The organism is Xanthomonas sp. D-36-1 (genome assembly GCF_017746155.1).
GTDB lineage: Bacteria > Pseudomonadota > Gammaproteobacteria > Xanthomonadales > Xanthomonadaceae > Xanthomonas > Xanthomonas cissicola.
The window spans coordinates 1-19144 of the sequence record NZ_JAGHWR010000054.1 but is presented as its reverse complement, the minus strand read 5'-3'; the positions used below and the strand labels follow the sequence as shown (position 1 = coordinate 19144).

Genomic DNA, 19144 nt, shown 5'->3' with positions numbered 1-19144 from the left:
GATCAGACCTTCCCTAGTGCGCAAAGAATGCCCCCAATTTCTGTTTGCTCTTCGAATGACGGGAATGAAATCGTCAAACGCTCCAACATCTCATTATTGAGACTTGCGCGCGTCGACATTGAGGACATCGCCCTGACCGCACTCCGGAATTTCCCGCTCCTGAAGAAATAACGCGCAAATTCTGGCGCGATGACTTGCTCTTGCTTTGGTCGCAACCGCTTGGTGAAACCATTGAATGTTGCGCAGGGAATATCGGTAAGCGCAACGCTACTCATCCCCAACTCATTCAACGTCTCACTGGTGCGAGTCAGAAAAACGTCACCGCGCTTTACTGAGCAGCGATTGCGCTCCTGCGCTGTCGAATTCACTAGCTCAGACAACTCAGTTGGAACTGCGGAGTTGTAAAACACATCCTTGAACGACAAGAATGGAAAGCCCGAGCCAAATTCCGAACGCGGCTTTGATAGGCCGGAGCTAAACTCGTAAACACCGGCAAGCGAAATTTCTTTCCACAATTTTTGCACTACCACCTTGTCACGCTCAATTATCTTGCGAAACGACTCCCCCGTCGTGGCCCAATCAACCACATCCACCTTCCACGGCAAATCCGATTCGGAGAAATCGTCGGCCAGTGCCGCACTCACCGCCAGCGACAAGGGCTGATCGGTGATGATGGCCAGGTCCAGATCGGAATACTGCTTGGCCAGCCATTTGGCGCGCGAGCCAAAGGCCCATACTTCGTGGTGCGGCACATGCTTGCGCAGAATGTCGCGCACGATCCGCCAATGATCGGGCCGGATGTCGATATTGGGCGTGTCAGACATTGCGTGCTTCCAGCTTTTGCAACAAGTCGCGCGCATCGACGATGAAGTCCAGGGTGCCCTGGTACACCTTCTTCGCCTTTTCGTGATCGTAGGTGTGCGCGGTGATGTTGCGCATCTGCCGATACTTGAACCAGGCTTCCACGTCGGCGATCAAGCCCTTTTCGGCAGCCACACGCAGCACTTCGCGAAAGTTGGTTTCATCCACCTCCTCCGGGCTGGCGGATTCGGCCTCGATCTGGCGCTTGAGCATCTTGATGCCGATTTCATAGACGAACTCGAAATTCTGGATGACGCCTGCCACCAGCGTGTTTTTCACCTGCTTCGATTGCTGGTTGAACCAGGCGCTGTCGCTGACCACGCCCAGGCTGTCTTCCAGCGAAGACACCGCATTGCGCAATGCTGTGAGGTCGAGTTTCTCGTTCATCATGTCTCTCCTGTCAGAACCCCAGGTTCTTCAGATTCATCTCGATCGCTGCGTCAAGCTTCACCGCTTCCTGCTGCTGCTCCCGCCACAGCGTTGCCAGGCGCTGCATCTTCTTCGCAAACGGCTCGCCGTCATCCTCTTGCGCCGCTGCGCCGACATAGCGGCCTGGCGTGAGTACATGGCCGTGCTTGCGCACCTCGTCGAGCGGGGCTGCCTTGCAGAACCCGGCGATATCAACATAGTCGCCTGCGTCCTGTTCTCCACGCCATGCGTGATAGGTCGCTGCGATCCTGGCCACCTCGGCATCGCTCAATTCGCGCCGGGTGCGGTCGACCAGTGCGCCCATGTTGCGAGCGTCGATGAACAGGATTTCCCCACGGCGGTCGCGCAACTTGCTCTTTAGCACCAGGCCATTGCTGCGGTCCTTGGCCAGAATCCACAGGCAGGCCGGAATCTGCGTGGAATAGAACAGCTGCCCAGGCAGGGCGACCATGCAATCGACCACGCCGGCTTCGATCATCGCTTTACGGATGTCGCCTTCACCGCTTTGCTGGCTGCTCATTGAGCCATTCGCCAGGACAACGCCGGCAACGCCGTGCGGGCTGAGGTGATGGACGATGTGCTGCAACCAGGCGTAGTTGGCATTGCCAAGCGGTGGTGGCCCGAACGCCCAGCGCACGTCATCGCGCAGGCGCTCGCCGCCCCAATCGGAGATATTGAACGGTGGGTTGGCCAGGATGAAGTCGGCTTTCAGGTCGCGTAGTTCGTCCTTGTGAAAGCTGCCCTCGTTGTTCCAGCGGATGTCGCTATCGATGCCGCGCACGGCAAGGTTCATCTTGCACAGGCGCCAGGTCGTGTAATTGCTTTCCTGCCCATAGATGGCGATGTCGCCAATGCGTCCGCCGTGCTCGTTGACGAACTTCTCGCTCTGCACGAACATGCCGCCGCTACCGCAGCAGGGGTCGTAGATACGGCCCTTGTAAGGCTCGATCATCTCCACCAGGGTGTGCACCACGCTGCGCGGTGTGTAGAACTCGCCGCCGCGCTTTCCTTCGGCACCGGCGAACTGACCGAGAAAATATTCGTACACGCGGCCAAGCACGTCTTTGGACTTCGCGCCCTTGTCGTTGAGCGCAATACCAGAAATCAGGTCGATCAGTTCGCCCAGCATCACCTTGTTGAGCGCGGGGCGCGCGTAGTCCTTGGGCAGCACGCCTTTCAGCGATTCGTTGTCCTTCTCGATAGCGCGCAAGGCGTCATCGATCAGCGTGCCGATGCTCGATTGCTTGGCGTTTGCCTGCAGGTGCGACCAACGCGCCTGCTTGGGAACTCAGAAAATATTCTCGGCGAGGTACTCGTCCTTGTCCTCTGCAGCCTGTGGATCTTCGGCCAGCAATGCCGCGTGCCGGGCTTCGAAGGCATCCGAGATGTACTTGAGAAAAATCAGGCCGAGCACAACGTGCTTGTAGTCGCTGGGCTCCATGTTGCCGCGTAGCTTGTCGGCGGTTTTCCAGAGCTTGTCGGCGTAGTCGAGTTCGGACACAGATTCCTTCTTGAGCGGTGCAGGCGCGGGTTTGGCCCGTGCCGGCTTGGGCTCGGGTGCAACATTGGGCGCAGCTGGCATTTGTATCGCCGCCGTCAAGGCAACCGATCCACCTCGCCCCCGACCAGCGCGGATGCGGCCGTCGTCGATCAGTTGCTGCTTGATGCGTTGGTAGGTGCTGTCCTGCCAGCCCAGTTCCTCACGCAGGCGTTGATTGCCCGCGCTGCCGCCAAGCGAAGCCAAGGCGGCGATGAAGCGCTCGATCTTTTGTTCGGTAGATGTCACTTTTTCTTCCTCTGGCTTCAGGCGGGCCAGTAAAGCCGCTTCAGCGGCACAATGCGTTTTGTCTCGGCGTCGGTAGCCGCATAGTGCTCGATCAGCGCGCGCACCACATGGTCCAGCGTCCACAGCGCCAGTGGAATGGACGCGCGATCTGCTTCGTACTGCGCATCCTTGCTGAAGCCGCCGGTGCTGACATACAAACCGCGATCATCCTTGTGGCGCCCACCAAGAAAGCTGCGAATGTCCTGACTGCCCATCTGCCCCTTACGATGCTTGACCTCCACGACAATACGTGGATGTTCGAAGCCAAACCCGTCTGGCGAGGCGACAATGTCTTTCCCACGGTCCGAGCCGGGTGGCGAGACCTGGGTCTTGTAGCCCATCGCTCGCAGAATGCCGGCCACAAGTTGCTGCATGTCACTCCAGCCAAGCTCGCTGACCAGATCCTTGATGCGCTCGAGCGCCTGGGATTCGATACCTGCGAGAGGGTCGGCAACGGCTTCGTCCAGCGCTTCTTCGATCTCCTGTACCGGCTTACCTTTGAGCACTGCCAATATCTCGTCGGCGGCACTGGGCGGCACCTCAAACAATGTCAGTGTGGAGCCAAGGCTATTCTTGGTTGAGATACCCAGGTGATCGCGGGGAAGCTCCTGCTGCAGCCATTGCACCTTCCGCGCAAGTGCTATGCCTGATTCAGCCGACTCGGGGAGGTACTCCGCCTGCCCCGCCACAGTGCCAACTGCGTAAAGGCGATTCGCTGGCGAGTAAGTAATGACCCAATCGTCTTGCTGAATTTCATTTACGAAACGCCATACCTGAGAGGCTCCGGAAATGACGGCACCAGGTCTGGCCAATGGCTCAGCAGCCTGATAAATGGCTATCAATTGCTTGCGATCAACACCTGGCTTGGCCTCAGCCGCGAGCTGAGTCCAACCTACTGCAACCACGCCTTGCTCGCGAAATGCTTCGTACAAGCTCCCGCCCTCACCGCGCACCATCCACATCCGTGCCATCACGACCTTCTTCTTAAATTCAGAATTTTCTATACATTCTTCGTCGTAAGACCTTAGCACCAGTCGTCTTCACGCTGATGCCTCACTGCGAGCGCGAGCACCGTCTGCTTGTCTTGGACTTCGAACAACAGCGCATAGCCACTTGGGCCGAAGCCAATCACCAGCTCACGCTGGAAAGGGTCGCCTTGGCGAACTTTACGACAACTCAGCGGTGCCACTTCAAGTACCGTGATGCCAGCACCAAGGAGCTGCAAAGCGCGCTCGGCCACGGCGAAATCAGTCCCAGCCCGCTGCAACAAATCGCCGTAGAGCCGCGCAAGATCATTACGCGCCTCCTCGGTAAAACGGACGTTAAAGTGCACCCTGGGTCAGCTCTTGCGCGCCTCGTCCAGCTGGGACTGCAGCCCGGCCAGCACATCCTTCGCGTCGATGTACCGCTCAGACGTTTTAGCGCTGTCACGCGAGGCCAGCCCACGGGCAATGAAGGCTTCCTGCTGCTGCCTCTGCTGCACCTGGGCACGCACGGAGTGCTCAACGAAGCTGGACAGCGTCTCACCCTCCTGCAGCACGGCTTCGGCCGCTTCGCGCAGCGCCGGGTCTACCCGGAGCGATGGAAGAGATGCGGATTTCATGGGGCCCCAGTGCGTTGCAATTGCGATGCATCATCGCAAGCAAGCGGCGGTGCTTCAAGGTTTTCTCCGTCAGACCTAAGCCGACAACGTCGCTTTTAAGCTGATGCGTTGGCGCGTAAACGCTGAAGCACAATGCTTGCGCGCTCCGGTTCGGCGACCATTCCCGGCAACGCGTTCACAAACGCCGGGTTATCCACTAGCCCCGCAAACACGTCGGCAACCCACTGTCGAAGGTCTGCATGCTCCACGGCCAGCTCTTCCACCAGCTCGGCACGGCCATCGACGACATTGAGGACGTCCTCCAGGTCGTGACTGGAAAGAAAGTCGCTGTTGCCTCGGGTAACGAAGGCTTCGAGCTTGGTCGCCACGAATGCTGTCGCTGTCACCAAGCGGATGGACAGGCGATCGCTCAAGGCAACCACTTGGGCCGTCTCTACCGCATGGGCGTACCAGCGGTTGGAGAAGCCAAGCACGCCGGCATCCACCGGCATCAGGTCGAAGAGGACGCCCGACGCTTGGTGTACCCAGCGACAGACGACACCGCTGCGCATCTCGCGCGCAAAGCCCTGCGATTCCACGCGCGCCTCGATACCCCGGAATCGAGCCCAATCAAGATTGACCACCGCATCGACGTCATAGGTGGCGCGGACGCTTTCCGCTAATGGATCCGACACCAGCAGGCCAACGACTGCCCCGCCAAGGAAGACCACGTGGCCGCAAAGTTCGCCCAGTGCATCCGCAATCACCAGCAGATGCGGCAAGTTAGGATCGTCAGACCGCATCGCCAAGCCCCAGCAATTGTTTGAGATAGCGCGCTGCCAACGTGCGCTCGCGCGCCCGCCCGCTGCGCAGGGCGTCCTGCAGCGCCAACAGTTGGTGCAAGGTGGGGTCGGCCAGCGCAGCGTTGGGCACACCGGTCGACAACGGCGACAAACCGGGGCCTTTGGCCGTGCCCTGCGCGCTTGGCCACACCGGTGCCTCCCCTGGGGCGCTGGCAATCGCAGTGGACAGTGGGGGCACGCCAAAGGCCGTAGGGATGCCACGCTTTAGCGGCCCGATCACGGCGGGGAAGGCATAGCGCACGCCGTGGACCGCAAATTCGTGCAGCGCCGTGCGCACCGTCTCCCATTCGCCGCGGCCTTTTTCCAGCGCCAAGCCGGATGCCACCGCGCGCTTGACGCTGCGATGCACCTGAGAAGGGCTCATGCCCAGCGCTTCTCCAAAGGATGCATACGTCCAGGCCTGGCCCGCCTGGGCGACCTGCTTGTACAGCACCACCAGATCTTGGGGCTTCAATTCCACCGCTAGGTCCGCCCATATTCCATATTCCGGAATATGGAATATCGGTCGATCGACTGATTTTCGCAAGCGGGCTTTTCAGAAGCGAACCCGAGTACTGATTACGCCCGAAGGGTGGAAGCTGACTACCTCACCCAATACTTCGGGGCCTGACAACCTCTTCCTGCGCCATCGATCTTTCCTGCCCCTGACTCTGCGCTTGCGCCAACGTACGCGCGTCGAGCTCTTGCAGCTTTGCCAGCGAGTGCTCCACCGGAGTATTGACTGCCATGTCAGTGGGCATGCTGGCACGCAGATGGGCCGGGTTGCTGGGTTCGCCCTGCACCACGAACACGGTGGCACCGGCCGCTACACGCGATGTTTGATTGCTCAGCATTACGTGGTCGATGCGCTCGAGCCCGTGCTCTTTTGCCAGATGGGCCAGGCTGGCGCTCATCCGCTCGCTGTGCGCATCGCTGGCGCGGCCCATGCTGGCGTCCAACTGGCCAACCAAGGTGCTGGCCTGTGCATGCAACGGGTGAGGCGCGGGCTGGGCGTCTTCTGAGTCTGCCTGTCGCGGCCTCCCAGGCACGGGCGCGGCAGGCCCGCCGTTCTGCCGCTGCGGCTGGGCCGGCGGATGCCCCCGCTCCTCCTGCCCTGGCCGTGCCCCTTCACGCCGTCGCCCTTGGTCCTGATGCTGCTCCCGCACCGGCCCGGGTGTGGTGCTGGTCAGCACGTATTGCCAGCGCGTCTGCGCGGGGTTGCCTTGAACCGCCGCGATGAACCCATCGTACTCGGCTGGATGAATTGTCTGGCAGCCAGCCGAATCGGTACTGCCGCTGGAACCGCGATGAATCTTGAAGGTGTCGTTGAGATCTTGCACACCGTTGAGATCGGCTTGATCAAACCAGCCGTCCGCATTGCTATCCCGCTGTACCCCGCCCCTCCCTGCATCGACTGCCGCCTGACTTGGGCGTAGTGCGTTGTCTTGGGTGCCTGGCCGGCTGGGATTTGGGTGCTGCCCCATCCGCATCTCGATGGTGCCTTCGCTCAGGCGACCGAGATCCCTGATGCCATCGGCATTGACGTCCTCGCCTTCGATCTTCCTGGGCCTGGTGATGCTCTCAAAGCCCGGCGAAGGCGCAAATGTCCTGTTCTCCATGCCGCCTTCCGCAAGCGGGCGCCGCCCCGTGTTGCCTGCATGATGATCGTACTGTGCAGTCGGCTCGGTGTTTGCTTGCTGGGCGACCTGCGTATGACGCGTGCCATCGGCATCCTTCCACAGTACGACCAGGCGGTCGTTGTAGACGCCCGTGCCGCCCTGAGCTTCGTTGATGGCAGGGGTTGCCGGATCGTCTCTACGCAAGCTTCCGGCATGCGCGCGATCCTGCATGGCCGCAAGCGTTGAGTTTTCCTGGCGAAGGCCTAAGACCACGCGCTCGTTGGGTCGCGAGAGTGCCTCGTGCGCGGCATCGTTACCTCTCACCTGCACGATGCTGGCGTAGACGTCATAGCGCTGTGCGTCGCTCAAGGCAGACATTTGCGCCTGCGGCGGAATTGCTGGCTGGTTTGACGCGGCTAGTTGCAAGCGTTGCAGCACACTGGCATCCGCGGCGACGACCGGCCCTTGTTGTTGATTGGCGATTGCACCGGCAGACGCTGCGCCGACATACCGATCCAGTGCATCACGCACGACCTCTGACTGGCCTTGTCTGCGCTCATCAAGCATGCGCAGCGCCTCGGCCTGTCGATTGGCGTTGAACAACGCAGAAATCTGGTCAGCAGTCGCACGGATGTCTAAATCGTTGGATCTCGCCATTTCGCTGCTCCTTGCAGAAGTGGTCACTCGCTGATGAAACGGTCCTCACCATCTGGATAATCCGCACATGCCGGTTCGCCTGTGCGCTGCTGGCGGCACGGCCACTGCGCTCTGGGAACCCGTTCCACCAGCTCGAAGCGTTCGCCTGTCCAACGAAGAAAACCAAAATGGGCGTAAGACCCGACGCGCTTCGGGTCATCGGTGGCCAGCGGCTGGTCAGGATCGAATTCCATCAACCATCGCATTGTCGGCGCCAAGGGCAGCTTGTCATCGAACAGAAAAAGCTCCGAGCCGCCGTGGTCGTTTTGCCGGGCAACATCTTCTGCAGTCAGGCTAGGCGCTGGTGGAAACACCGCTGCACTGACATCGCGTGCGGTGCTGTCTTTGGTGACGCGATACGCCTTTCGCCCTTTGCCTGACTGGCACGCGAGGCCAGCTTCGCCCGCGCCGCATTTCACCGACCAGACCAAGTACACCGTTTTGTCGGGATCCGCACTTTCAAACGAACGGACTGTCAGATCACCCGCAACCACGGTGAAGTCCGCGCGCCGTCCCAATCCGGGTGCGGCCACGTACACGGCATCGCGCAGGCTCGCTTCGCGCGCTTGCGGCGAGGCGTCAACCGCATCTGCAGGCAGGGCAAGCAGCGCATGCGCAATATGCGCAGGTGCCGGGCCCTTGCAGAACCCATCCCTTAGCAAAGGCGCAGGCGATGAGCCCTGTGATTGCGTACGGTCCACACAGACTGCGCCCATCTGCCGTTCCACTTTGAAGGACACCCAAGATGAAGGCGTGGCAGCAGGCGCCTGAGGAAAAGACGATGCTTCGTGTGTACCAGTTAGGCGTTTTGCGGCAGCCTGTTCCATCGAAAGCCGTGCACACCCAAGCGTCATGATGGGCACCAGCGCGGTCGCAACGATGCAATGCGTCAGCTTCTTCACGGGCATCCTTGAACGAAGAGGGTGAACGTCCCGGACTGTGGCCGCATGACCAGGCTCGGTCAAGTGACCGATCGCAGACGAAAACGGTTCGGCGACACTCTCATTTCGGGACCGGAATAGACGCTGCATCACGCAAAGACGCCATCTGGTAGGGACTCAGCGCGACTGTCCGGGGTGAGCAGCAATTCGGATGGCTCGGACCGTTCAACCAACACGCTGCGTGCGGCTCCATGTGATCGCCGGCATTGCACTAAGAGGTCTAAGTGGCCCGCGTTAAAACCAGCCTAGGAAATGGATGCCTATAGGCGCTGCCCTGCCCTTGCTGATTCGCCGCACCAGTCACCCAACAACGACTTCGCCTGAGCGACGGCCGATCACGACCATCTCGTACCACCCGCCCATTGACCGTACTGGGTAACGGCAAGCACACCCTCGATTAGCGAGCAGGTGCGCTCACACCATCGAAAGCCTTCTGCCCACTCGCACCCCGCCTAGTCGCGCAGCGCCGCCCGAATCCCCTCCCCCGCCAAGCGCGCACTCGCCAGCAGACGCTCCAGGCTCTGCCCATGCCGGGCGCTGGCGGACAGGCCGGCCATGGTGGTGCTGACGAAATCCGCCAGCCGGTCTGCGTCGTGCGGGTAGTGCTTGGCGATGTGGGAGCGGATCAACTCCTGGGCTGCGACATGAAAGCTGCAGGCCGCCTCGCGCGCCTGCGCGTCGTGGCTGCGCGTGCCTTCCAACACCAGGCAGCCGGTGGCGGCGGGATCTTCGGCGTAGCAGCGGGCCGCCCGCTCCAGTACGTCGGCCAACGCATCGGCCAGCGGTCGGTCGGTGTCCAGGAGTTGCGGCAGCGGGATCGCACCGGTCTGCGCGTAGCGGTCGAGGATGCGCGCATACAGGCCGGCCTTGCTGCCGAAGGCGGCGTAGAAGCTGGGCGGGTTGATGCCCAAGGCCTTGGTGAGGTCGGCCACGCTCAATGCGTCGTAGCCGCGCGCATGGAACAGCTGCTGCGCGGTGGAGACCGCTTGCTCCGCGTCGAATGCCCGCGGCCGGCCGCGGGCCCGTGAGATTTCCGTAGTCATTGTTACAAAACCCTTGACGGCAAGCCAAATCTATTATGTATTAATCGCTACATTAATAGCGAGGTGGTACATGTCAGCATTTAAGAACAAGTCGGTGTTGGTGCTTGGTGGCAGCCGGGGAATTGGGGCCGCGATCGTGAGGCGCTTCGTCGCCGATGGCGCGCGAGTGACGTTTACCTACGCCGACTCCGCCGAGGCGGCGCAGCGCCTGGCCGGCGAAACCGGCAGCACCGCGGTGCTGGCCGACAGCGCCGATCGCGATGCGGTCATCGACACGGTGCGACGCAGCGGGCCGCTGGATGTCCTGGTGGTCAACTCCGGCATCGCCTTGTTCGGCGATGCGCTGGACCAGGATCCGGACGCGGTGGACCGGCTGTTCCGCATCAACGTGCACGCGCCCTACCACGCCGCCGTGGAGGCCGCGCGGCAGATGCCACCTGGCGGGCGGATCATCGTGATGGGCTCGGTCAACGGCGACCGCATGCCGCTGCCCGGCATGGCCTCTTACGCGCTGAGCAAATCCGCGCTGCAAGGGCTGGCCCGCGGGCTGGCGCGCGACTTCGGGCCGCGCGGCATCACCATCAACGTGGTGCAACCGGGCCCGATCGATACCGACGCCAATCCGGAAAACGGGCCGATGAAAGACTTGATGCACAGCTTCATGGCGGTCAAACGCCACGGCCGCGCCGAGGAAGTGGCCGGCATGGTGGCCTGGCTGGCGGGCCCGGAAGCGAGCTTTGTGACCGGCGCGATGCATACGATCGATGGTGCGTTTGGGGCGTGACGCGGCGGCGTTTGGATTGATGACACTGTGGCTCGACATGTAGCGCAACGGACGGCGGCAAACGCCCTCCGTCGACGTGCAGGGCGAGCTGCTGTTGCATCGCAAGCGTCGTGATCCACGCGCATGATGCCGTTGGCCGTGATTGATCGTCTTCCCATGTCTTGCGCCGTATTGCATCTGCAATCGCTGGCTTGACCTTGCAGACCCTGTTGACCCTGCATTGCCTATCGTTCGTGACAAACCCAGCAATGGATTGACCAATGCGCATGATGTCATCCGGTCGGTGCTTAACCCTGCCCATTTGCGTGCTGCCATGCCCACCGATCTGGCGGTACGCACACCGGTTGCGCAGTCGCTGCAGCAACTGGAAACGGCCAGCGTGGAGCGGCAACGGGCCCTGGCGCAGAGCCAGCAGCAAGACATGGACAATCGGGTTCGCGAGAATATGTCGATGCGCATGGCGTGGTGCACGCAGCCAACCGCAGCCGGTCGGCCAGCGCGCAGCACCTAGGTGCGGCGCGCAGAGTGGCAGCACGCAGCACCGCGCGGAATCGCTCGACACCGAAATCGGCAGTCACCCCGCAGGCGTTCCACTTTCAGGCATCTAACCACTGGATCCCTTCGCTACTGTTGCTGGCCAACGCGCTTCACCTGCACTGGTGGCCCCTGCACCAAACAAAAAGCCCGGAAAATTCCAGGCTTTTTATGTTTAAACGCAACTCGTCAGTTTTTGTGCCGCTTCAACCAGGCCGCAATCTGCGGCACGCGCCGTTCGCGCAACGTCACGCGCGTCTTGATGGTACTGATGGCGGTTTCTGCATCGCGGCGCGAGGTGGGGGCCAGGTATTTGTCGGCATACGCCTCGATCTTGGCGACGGTCTCCAGCTTGCTCGACCCTGCGGCCAGGTGCGGGTAGTAACGGGCGCGCGAGGTGGAGTCGATCAGCGTATCCACCTGGGTGCGATGCGCCAAGGCGAAGTTGAATGCCAGCTCCGGGTGCTCGCTGGCGACATCGCCGATCATGCTGGCGCCAGTGGTGGCGCCGGGCTCGGCGGTGAGCGCAAGTTCAAGGGCGCGCTGCGCCAACGCCGGGTCCTTGGCGTAAGCGAGCAACGCATAAGACTGGTCGCGCAGCATCGAGGAGGTTTCCTTCTTCGCCATGGCATGCAGTGCGTCCCAGGTGGCGGAGTCGGCGTGGCGGGCGACGATGCGCAGCACCGTGCTACGCAACTCCGGCGACAACGTGCCCGGGTCGGCCTGGAACGCCGCGAAACGACGCCGCGCTTCGGCAATCACCTGTGCATCGTCCAGCGCGCTCAGGCTGTTGAGCAGGCTGGCACGCAGCTGCTTGGTCTGTGCACTGTCGTCCTTGCGCTCGTCCCAGCCGAGCGTGGCGAACTCGGGAGCAAGCCGCGCACGCGCGAAGCGCCGCCAGCTGGCCTGCGCCTTGAGGTCGCCAGCGAACAGGCGATCGATATTGGAATACGTTTCGGACACCACTTTCCACAGATCCGGCGAGCCACCGACCGGCACCTTGGCGGTGAGCTCAAGCAGGTCCGCTTCGGGCTGCAGGCCCACCGGTGCCAGCGCAGCGGTATCCATCAGCACACCCAACTGATCGACCACCGGCAATGCGTTAAACCCCTTGGTGAGCGCGGTGAATTGCGCCGGTCCATACAGCGTGCGGAAGTAGCCCTTCTGCCCGGCATTGACCACGACAGGCGCATTGCAGCCGGGCAGCTGCACCTGCGCGCTGCCATCCACCAAGACACGCACCGGCGTGCCGTCGGCCCCGCGCAGCGTGACGGGCACATGCCAGCGCAATGGCTGTTTGTCGGGGCGGTCGACGTTGTATTCGCCTTGTTTCAGCTGCACGGTCGTGGTGCCGGACGTGCAGCTGGCGCTGACCTGGATCAACGGCACACCCGGCTGCAACGTGAAGTCGTGCGCCACCTGGGTGAACTGCTTGCCCGGTGCCACCGCATCGATCTGCTGCCACAGCGCATCGGTGACGGCATTGCCGTATTGGTGTTGTTTGAGATAGCTACGCACGCCGCTGCGCCAGTTGTCCGCGCCTACAGAGTCTTCGAGCATGGCGATCACCGCTTCGCCCTTGTCGTAGGTGATCTGATCGAATGCCTGACTGGCCTGCTCCACGGTGGCGACGTGCTGCACCACCGGGTGGGTGGTGACATAGGCATCGCGCTGCATCGCCGCGCGGCTTTTGAAGGCTGCGCCGGTGTTGTCGATGTCCCACTCCGGGTGCAGCTTGTGCGTGGTGCGCGCCTCCATCCAGTTGGCGAACCCTTCGTTGAGCCACAGGTCGTCCCACCACGCCATGGTCACCAGATTACCGAACCACTGGTGCGCGATCTCGTGCGCGGCAACGGTGAAAACGCCCTGCTTGTCGTTGATGTTGGAGGTGGCCGGGTCGAGCAGCAGCGAGTATTCGAAGGTGAAGATCGCCCCCCAGTTTTCCATTGCGCTGAAGAACTGGCTTTGCCCGGGTGCGGCGATGTTGTCCAGCTTCGGCAACGGATACGGAATGCCGAAATAGGCGTTGTATTCATGCAGCACGTCGCGACCGAAATCCAGTGCGAACTGCGCCTGGTCCACCTTGCCCTTCTGCGCGATCACGCCGATCTCGGTGCCGTTGTCGGCCTTGCGCGTCGCCCGCTCGAAGTCGCCGACACTCAGGAACAGCAGGTACGTGGACATCCTGGGCGTGGTCTGGAAGACCACGCGCTTCATGCCGCCGGCACCATTGCTGGACGAGGCAACCGGCATGTTGCTCACCGCCATCTGCGTGGCCGGCGCATTGACTGCCAGGTCGAAGATAGCCTTGAAATTGGGCTCGTCCCACGACGGAATGAAGCGGCGTGCATCGGAGTTTTCGAACTGGGTGAACAACGCGCGGCGCTGGCCTTGCGCGGTGGCGTAATCCAGCGCGAACAGACCGTTGGCCTGGGTATTGATCACACCGCTGTAATCGATGGACAACACGTAGTTGCCCGGTGCCAGCGGTTTGTCGAAGGCGAAGGTGGCGGTCTGCGCCTGTTCATCGGTGCTGACCTTGGCCGCCTGCGGAGTGCCACCCTTGCGCTGCGCCAACGTACTGCGCGCGAAGCTGAGGTTGGCCGCCTGCAATACGATGCGGTCGGTGGCTTGTAGCACCACGATGTCGATGGCCACCTTGCCGTCGAAGGTCATCTTGTCGGCATGCGGGGTGATCTCCACCGCGTAGTGGGTGGGCTTGGCCGTGCGCGGCAACTGGCTGGTGACCTGCGCGGCCGATGCGCTGACCGCCTCCGGTGCAGCCACAGCAGCGTGAGCCGGCGCAATGGCCCAGGTACTGGCCAGGGCCAGCGCAATAGCGGTCACCAGGATCTGGCGCATGACATTCCTAAAGAGAGTAATGAAGTAGTACAGCGGCCAGCATCATGGCGCCGGCCCGCAAGACCACACACGGCCGAAAGTCATGCGCCTGCCTGCCAGACGCGAAGACACCCACGTCAAAGAGAAGCTGCGGCAACGACAGGGCACGTATGCATCGAGTCAGGGCAAGGCAGGCCCGACTGGCGCGAGCATGCTACACCGCCATGCTGAACACGCCCCGCATCGATCAGGCGTGCGCGGCCAACACCACTTCATCTGCAGCCGTCACACAGGTGCGGGGCGCATGGATGAGGCAACGCAATGGCATTGTGCAAACAAAAGCCCCGCTTCCGCAGGGCTTTCGTCGGTTCAACCACGCATCAGCCGATCAGGCGAACGGGTCCTGCAGCACCATGGTGTGGTCGCGGTCCGGGCCGGTGGAGACGATCGAGATCGGGCAGCCGGCCAGTTCTTCCAGCGCGCGCAGGTAGGCGCGTGCGGCGGGCGGCAGTTCGTCCCACACGGTGATGCCGTGGGTGTTCTCACTCCAACCCGGGAACTCCAGGTACACGGGGGTGCACTCTTCCCAGCCCTGCGCGTCCAGCGGCGCGTACTCGGTGCGCTTGCCGTGGTATTCGTAGGCGATGCAGATCTTCAGCTTCTCCATGCCGTCGAGCACGTCGAGCTTGGTGATGCACAGGCCGGAAATGCCGTTGATGGCCACCGCACGCTTGAGCGCCACGATGTCCATCCAGCCGCAGCGACGCGGGCGACCGGTGGACGCGCCATACTCGGCACCGCGGTCGCGGATGCCCTGGCCAACTTCGTCGTCCAGTTCGGTCGGGAACGGGCCGCCGCCGACGCGGGTGGCATATGCCTTGGCAATGCCGAGCACATAGTCGATCGCATCGGCGCCAACGCCGGTACCGGCCAATGCGCCACCCACGGTGGTGTTGGAACTGGTGACGTACGGATAGGTGCCGTGGTCGATGTCCAGCAACGCACCCTGCGCGCCTTCGAACAACACGCGTTTACCCTGCTTGCGCAGGTCGTGCAGGATGCCGGCCACGTCCGACTTCATCGGCTGCACGTACTCGCCGAAGGCCAGCGCCTCGTCGTAGGTCTTCTGGAAATCGACCGCTTCCACGCCCAGGTACTTGGTCAGCACGAAGTTGTGGTAGTCCAGCGCGGTGCGAAGCAACTCTTCCAGCTGCGGCGGGTAATGCAGGTCGGCGATGCGGATGCCGCGACGCGCCACCTTGTCTTCGTAGGCCGGGCCGATGCCGCGGCCGGTGGTGCCGATGGCCTTGCCGCCGGCGGCCTTCTCGCGCGCCTGATCCAGCGCGATGTGGTAGGGCATGATCAGCGGCGCGGCCGGGGAGATCTTCAGGCGCGAACGCACTTCCACGCCGGCGTCTTCCAGCTCGCTGATTTCCTTGATCAACGCGGCCGGGGAGATCACCACGCCATTGCCGATCAGGCACAGCGCGTCGTCGCGCAGGATGCCGGACGGAATCAGATGCAAGACGGTCTTCTTGCCGTTGATGACCAGCGTGTGGCCGGCGTTGTGGCCGCCCTGGAAGCGGACCACCGCACCGATTTCCTCGGTGAGCAGATCGACGATCTTGCCTTTGCCTTCATCGCCCCACTGGGCACCGAGCACGACAACTGACTGACCCATGACGGGTGAACTCCTAAGTTTTGCTGCGGCCATCGGGGCCGCGGGATGGGACCGCTGCAGGGCTGGCCGCGACACCCTGCGCGCGGCTCCATCGGGGAGCGTTGCAGTGGCGCGATAGCCCTGACACGGAAAAAGCCGAACCGAGTGCTCTGGTTGGAGCGTGCCCGGCCGGCTTTTGTGCATTATCCGGGTTTCGAGTGACGTGCACTACCCCTTGGCGGACGGCGGATCGGGGGGGCGGGTCAGATTGCGGCTGGCTGTCGGTTGCGCGGTGCTCCGAGCGCTGCCGGTCACTAGGGCCCCTAAGGCCCCTAGCCTGGAAGATCACCGTAGCGACAATCCCAATGGAGTCGTAGGAGCGCACCTGGGCGCGACGGCCTTACCAGGCATGCCCGTCGCGACCGGATGCGCTCCTACGGTGGGGGGCGCGCGTCTGTCTGTCCGGCAGTGAAAGGCAGAAACAAAAACGCCCGCATTACGCGGGCGTCTTTGCTTCAAGCCAGAGCGATCAACGATCGCTCTTGAGGTACTGCAGGAACGGATCGTTCTTGTCCAGCACCACCACGCCGTTGCCGTCGGTCATGGAGCTGCGGTAGGCCTCCAGGCTGCGGTAGAACGCATAGAACGACGGATCCTTGGAACCGGCCTGGCCGTAGATGCGGGCTGCTTCGGCATCGCCTTCACCACGCAGTTTCTGCGCGTCGCGCTCGGCGTCGGCCACGATCACGGTGGACTCGCGGTCGGCTTGCGCGCGGATGGTCAGCGCCTGCTCTTCGCCTTCGGCGCGCAGCTTGCTCGCTTCCTGCTTGCGCTGGGCGCGCATGCGCTCGTACACGTCGGTGATCACCTGGCTGTCGGTCGGCAGGTCGATCTGCTTGATGCGCAGGTCGGTGATCTGCATCCCCAGGCCCTTGATGGCGCCATTGATGCCCTTGAGCTGGTTGGCGATCAGTTCGCTGCGGTCGCCGGAAACCAACTGTTGCAGAGTGCGCGAGTTGATCTGGTTGCGCAGCGAGTCGGTGATGATCGGGGCCAGGCGCGAGTTGGCCACCGATTCCTCGCCACCGGTCGCGCGATAGAACGCCCGCACATCGGAGATGTAACCGATGGCGAAGAAATCCACGCTCACGTCTTTCTGCTCGGCGGTGAAGTAACGCGCCGGAGCGGTGTCCAGCACCTGGAAGCGGCGGTCGAACACGCGCACCGATTCCACCACCGGAATCTTGAAGTGCAGGCCGGGCTTGAGGTCGGCACGCACCACACGGCCCAGGTTGAGCACCATGGCGGTCTGGTCTTCGCGCACGACGAATAGCGAGCCCATCAGGGTCAGCAAGACGGCGACGATCAGGCCGATGACTAGCGAATTCTTCATTATTCGGTTCCCTCACGGCCGGTCGGGCGCGGGCCGCGCTCCGGGTTGCGGATGGCCTCGCTACTGGCGCTTTGCGGCGGATTCAACAGTACGTCCTGCGGCACCATCGACGGCATGCTGGCAGTGCCGCCGGAAGCGGCCGGCTTGCTGGCATCGGCCGGCAACGGCACGTAGATGACCTGGCGGCCGTCGCTGCCGATCACCTTGCGGTTCTCCGACAGCACCTTCTGCACGGTTTCCAGCCACAGCCGCTTGCGGGTGACCTCCGGCGCGCCGGCGTACTGGGCCTGCAACAGCGTGAAGCGATCGGCATCACCCTCGGCCTTGGAAATGGTGGCCTGCTTGTAGCCTTCGGCACCGGTACGGGTGCGTGCGCCCTGGCCGCGCGCTTCGGGCACCACCTTGGCGGCGTAGGCCTGGGCTTCGTTGATCAGGCGCTCGCGCACCTGCTGGGCACCATTGACCTCGTCGAAGGCCGGCTTCACTTCTTCCGGCGGACGCGCATCCGGCAAGGTCACGCCGGTGACGGCCAGACCGGTGTTATAGGCATCCAGCGCCGCCTGCAGACGATCCTTGGACGCGATCGCCAGCGGGCCGCGATTGTTGAGCACGGTATTGAGGTCCGAACGCCCCACCTGCTCACGCACGGCACTTTGCGCGGCCTGCTCCAGCACCAGATCGGCATTGCGCGAACCGAACAGGTATTTGCGCGGGTCGCTGATCTGGTACTGCACGTTGAGCGACACGTTGACGATGTTTTCGTCGCGCGTCAGCACCGGCACCTGGTTGCTGAAGGTCTTGATCTCGGTGGCATTGACCTTGCGCACCGACTCGATCGGCCAGGGCAGCTTGAAGTTCGGGCCGGGCTGCAGGATGCGCGAGAACTGGCCGAAGCGCAGCACCACGCCACGCTGCTGCTCGCCGATGAGCTGGAAGCTGGAGAACAGCACCATCAGCACCACCGCGACCAGGATCCAGCGCCCCACGCCGCCGTCGAACAGCTCCTTCAACGGAGCGGGCAGATTGCCCCAACCGCCACCGTTGCCACCACCGCGCGGGCCCCAGGACCTGCGACGGTTGGGGTCCGGGCCGTCTCCGCCCTTGTTGCCGGGTGTGTTCCAGGCCATGCACGCTCCATGATCGAGGGGCTGTGCGGGCCAGTCCCGCAGTGCCGCCATGTTGTTTGATTCGCCGATTCTACTAGATGGGGCAGACCCACCGTTTTGAAAGGCCCGGTGCGATGCATTGTTGGTTTAGCCGGCGGGACGGATCGGGCGGGCCTGGGACCCAGGCAATGGTTGTCGGGCGAGGGCCTTCGCGCTGAGGACCTGAAGACCAGGATGCGACGTGCCGGCGGCAGGCATGGGCTGCCCCTGTCGAGCGCTGCGCACGCGTCTAATGCGCGCGGCCGGGCACATGATTGGTCTTGGCGGCTGAAGACCGTTCACCGGGCGCGTGCCTGCTTGGCAGGGTTCGGGCGCGGGAGGCGATGGGAGACGATGGGAGGCGGAAAGCGTGCGGGCCAAGCGGCGATTGCATCCTTGGCACCCATCCTTTCAACCACCCGTGGTTCCAAGGCGACGCCTGCGCCGCGCGCGTCACCCCAACCGCTCTGCCCTGGCCCATCGGCAGAAGGTGGCGCTCGGCACAGGCTGAAGGTAGAGCTGCGATGCAATGGCGCGAGACGAAGTCGACGTCCGCATCGGCCGATTGCCGAGTCCTCGCCGGACTCCCTACCCCGCGGGAGAGGGTTGGACCGTCTCCCGCCAATCCCACATCTGCGTTGCCGAAATCCAACCTCGATCACGCCTGGCCGGTGCACTTACGCTTTCGGCGGCTCTTCTTTCTGGTTGAACACACGCTCCATCACTTCTAGGGAAGGTCTGATCAACTCACCGCAGATGCGCGACACTATCGCCTTATGTAGAGGATTCATCCATGCAGCTGACGTTCGGTGACGCTGAGGGCTTGGGCAAGCGTAAGCAGACCCGGCGCGAGATCTTTCTTGCCGAGATGGAGCAGGTTGTTCCGTGGCAGCAACTGCTTGCCCTGATCGCGCCGCACTATCCAGTGTCGGGGCGGCCAGGTCGGCAG

The 19144-nt window shown here is 62.7% G+C and carries 16 protein-coding genes and 2 pseudogenes; 3 read left to right on the top strand and 15 right to left on the bottom strand.

The window, feature by feature from the left end:
- Positions 1-2: 2 nt before the first annotated feature.
- The 11 genes and pseudogenes from J7367_RS14865 to J7367_RS14810 all read right to left on the bottom strand — a co-directional run bounded on the left by J7367_RS14865 (position 3) and on the right by J7367_RS14810 (position 9838).
- Positions 3-824 (bottom strand): restriction endonuclease subunit S, encoded by an 822-nt coding sequence (locus J7367_RS14865; protein ID WP_209028949.1) that lies wholly within the window; start codon positions 822-824, stop codon positions 3-5.
- Positions 817-1248, bottom strand: coding sequence for a nucleotidyltransferase substrate binding protein (locus J7367_RS14860; protein WP_234805597.1), 432 nt, complete (start codon positions 1246-1248; stop codon positions 817-819). Before J7367_RS14860 ends, J7367_RS14865 begins: the two co-directional genes overlap by 8 nt.
- A 13-nt stretch (positions 1249-1261) precedes the next feature.
- A pseudogene (locus J7367_RS14855) lies at positions 1262-2872 on the bottom strand (class I SAM-dependent DNA methyltransferase).
- A 221-nt stretch (positions 2873-3093) separates the two neighbouring features.
- A complete protein-coding gene (locus tag J7367_RS14850; RefSeq protein ID WP_057663664.1) occupies positions 3094-4086 on the bottom strand; it encodes a restriction endonuclease in 993 nt (330 codons plus the stop codon).
- Between the two features lie 53 nt (positions 4087-4139).
- Complete coding sequence (locus tag J7367_RS14845) at positions 4140-4448, bottom strand: type II toxin-antitoxin system RelE/ParE family toxin (protein ID WP_057663637.1); 309 nt, start codon at positions 4446-4448, stop codon at positions 4140-4142.
- 6 nt (positions 4449-4454) lie between these two features.
- On the bottom strand, positions 4455-4718 hold the full coding sequence (locus tag J7367_RS14840) for a YlcI/YnfO family protein (RefSeq protein WP_057663641.1): 264 nt from the start codon (positions 4716-4718) through the stop codon (positions 4455-4457).
- Positions 4719-4813: 95 nt separating this feature from the next.
- Complete coding sequence (locus J7367_RS14835; protein WP_228909113.1) at positions 4814-5500, bottom strand: hypothetical protein; 687 nt, start codon at positions 5498-5500, stop codon at positions 4814-4816.
- On the bottom strand, positions 5490-6020 hold the full coding sequence (locus J7367_RS14830) for a hypothetical protein (protein WP_057663645.1): 531 nt from the start codon (positions 6018-6020) through the stop codon (positions 5490-5492). The genes J7367_RS14835 and J7367_RS14830 overlap by 11 nt, the downstream gene beginning before the upstream one ends.
- A gap of 127 nt (positions 6021-6147) precedes the next feature.
- On the bottom strand, positions 6148-7815 hold the full coding sequence (locus J7367_RS14825; protein ID WP_343124454.1) for an XVIPCD domain-containing protein: 1668 nt from the start codon (positions 7813-7815) through the stop codon (positions 6148-6150).
- Between the two features lie 23 nt (positions 7816-7838).
- Complete coding sequence (locus tag J7367_RS14815; RefSeq protein WP_254894371.1) at positions 7839-8756, bottom strand: hypothetical protein; 918 nt, start codon at positions 8754-8756, stop codon at positions 7839-7841.
- Positions 8757-9247: 491 nt separating this feature from the next.
- Positions 9248-9838, bottom strand: a complete 591-nt coding sequence (locus J7367_RS14810; protein ID WP_057663647.1) for a TetR/AcrR family transcriptional regulator — start codon at positions 9836-9838, stop codon at positions 9248-9250.
- A gap of 70 nt (positions 9839-9908) precedes the next feature.
- Between J7367_RS14810 and bdcA the strand changes: the two genes are divergently transcribed.
- A complete protein-coding gene (gene bdcA, locus J7367_RS14805) occupies positions 9909-10622 on the top strand; it encodes an SDR family oxidoreductase (protein WP_057663650.1) in 714 nt (237 codons plus the stop codon).
- 313 nt (positions 10623-10935) lie between these two features.
- A complete protein-coding gene (locus J7367_RS14800; protein WP_057663653.1) occupies positions 10936-11133 on the top strand; it encodes a hypothetical protein in 198 nt (65 codons plus the stop codon).
- Between the two features lie 212 nt (positions 11134-11345).
- Here the strand turns inward: J7367_RS14800 and J7367_RS14795 are convergent, their stop codons facing one another.
- The 4 genes from J7367_RS14795 to hflK form a co-directional block, all read right to left on the bottom strand.
- Positions 11346-14018: a M1 family metallopeptidase gene (locus tag J7367_RS14795; RefSeq protein ID WP_057663656.1), complete on the bottom strand. Its 2673-nt coding sequence runs from the start codon at positions 14016-14018 to the stop codon at positions 11346-11348.
- A gap of 367 nt (positions 14019-14385) precedes the next feature.
- The gene (locus J7367_RS14790) at positions 14386-15678 is read right to left on the bottom strand and encodes an adenylosuccinate synthase (protein WP_042821482.1); all 1293 of its coding nucleotides are present in this window, start codon (positions 15676-15678) and stop codon (positions 14386-14388) included.
- Positions 15679-16186: 508 nt separating this feature from the next.
- Entirely contained in the window at positions 16187-17050 is an 864-nt protein-coding gene (locus J7367_RS14785; RefSeq protein ID WP_057663659.1) for a protease modulator HflC, read from the bottom strand.
- Positions 17050-18177, bottom strand: a complete 1128-nt coding sequence (gene hflK / locus J7367_RS14780; protein ID WP_007962455.1) for an FtsH protease activity modulator HflK — start codon at positions 18175-18177, stop codon at positions 17050-17052. The genes J7367_RS14785 and hflK overlap by 1 nt, the downstream gene beginning before the upstream one ends.
- Positions 18178-18988: 811 nt before the next feature.
- On the opposite strand from hflK, the pseudogene J7367_RS14775 reads away from it, so the two are divergent.
- Positions 18989-19144: pseudogene (locus tag J7367_RS14775) on the top strand (IS5/IS1182 family transposase); the annotation flags it as partial.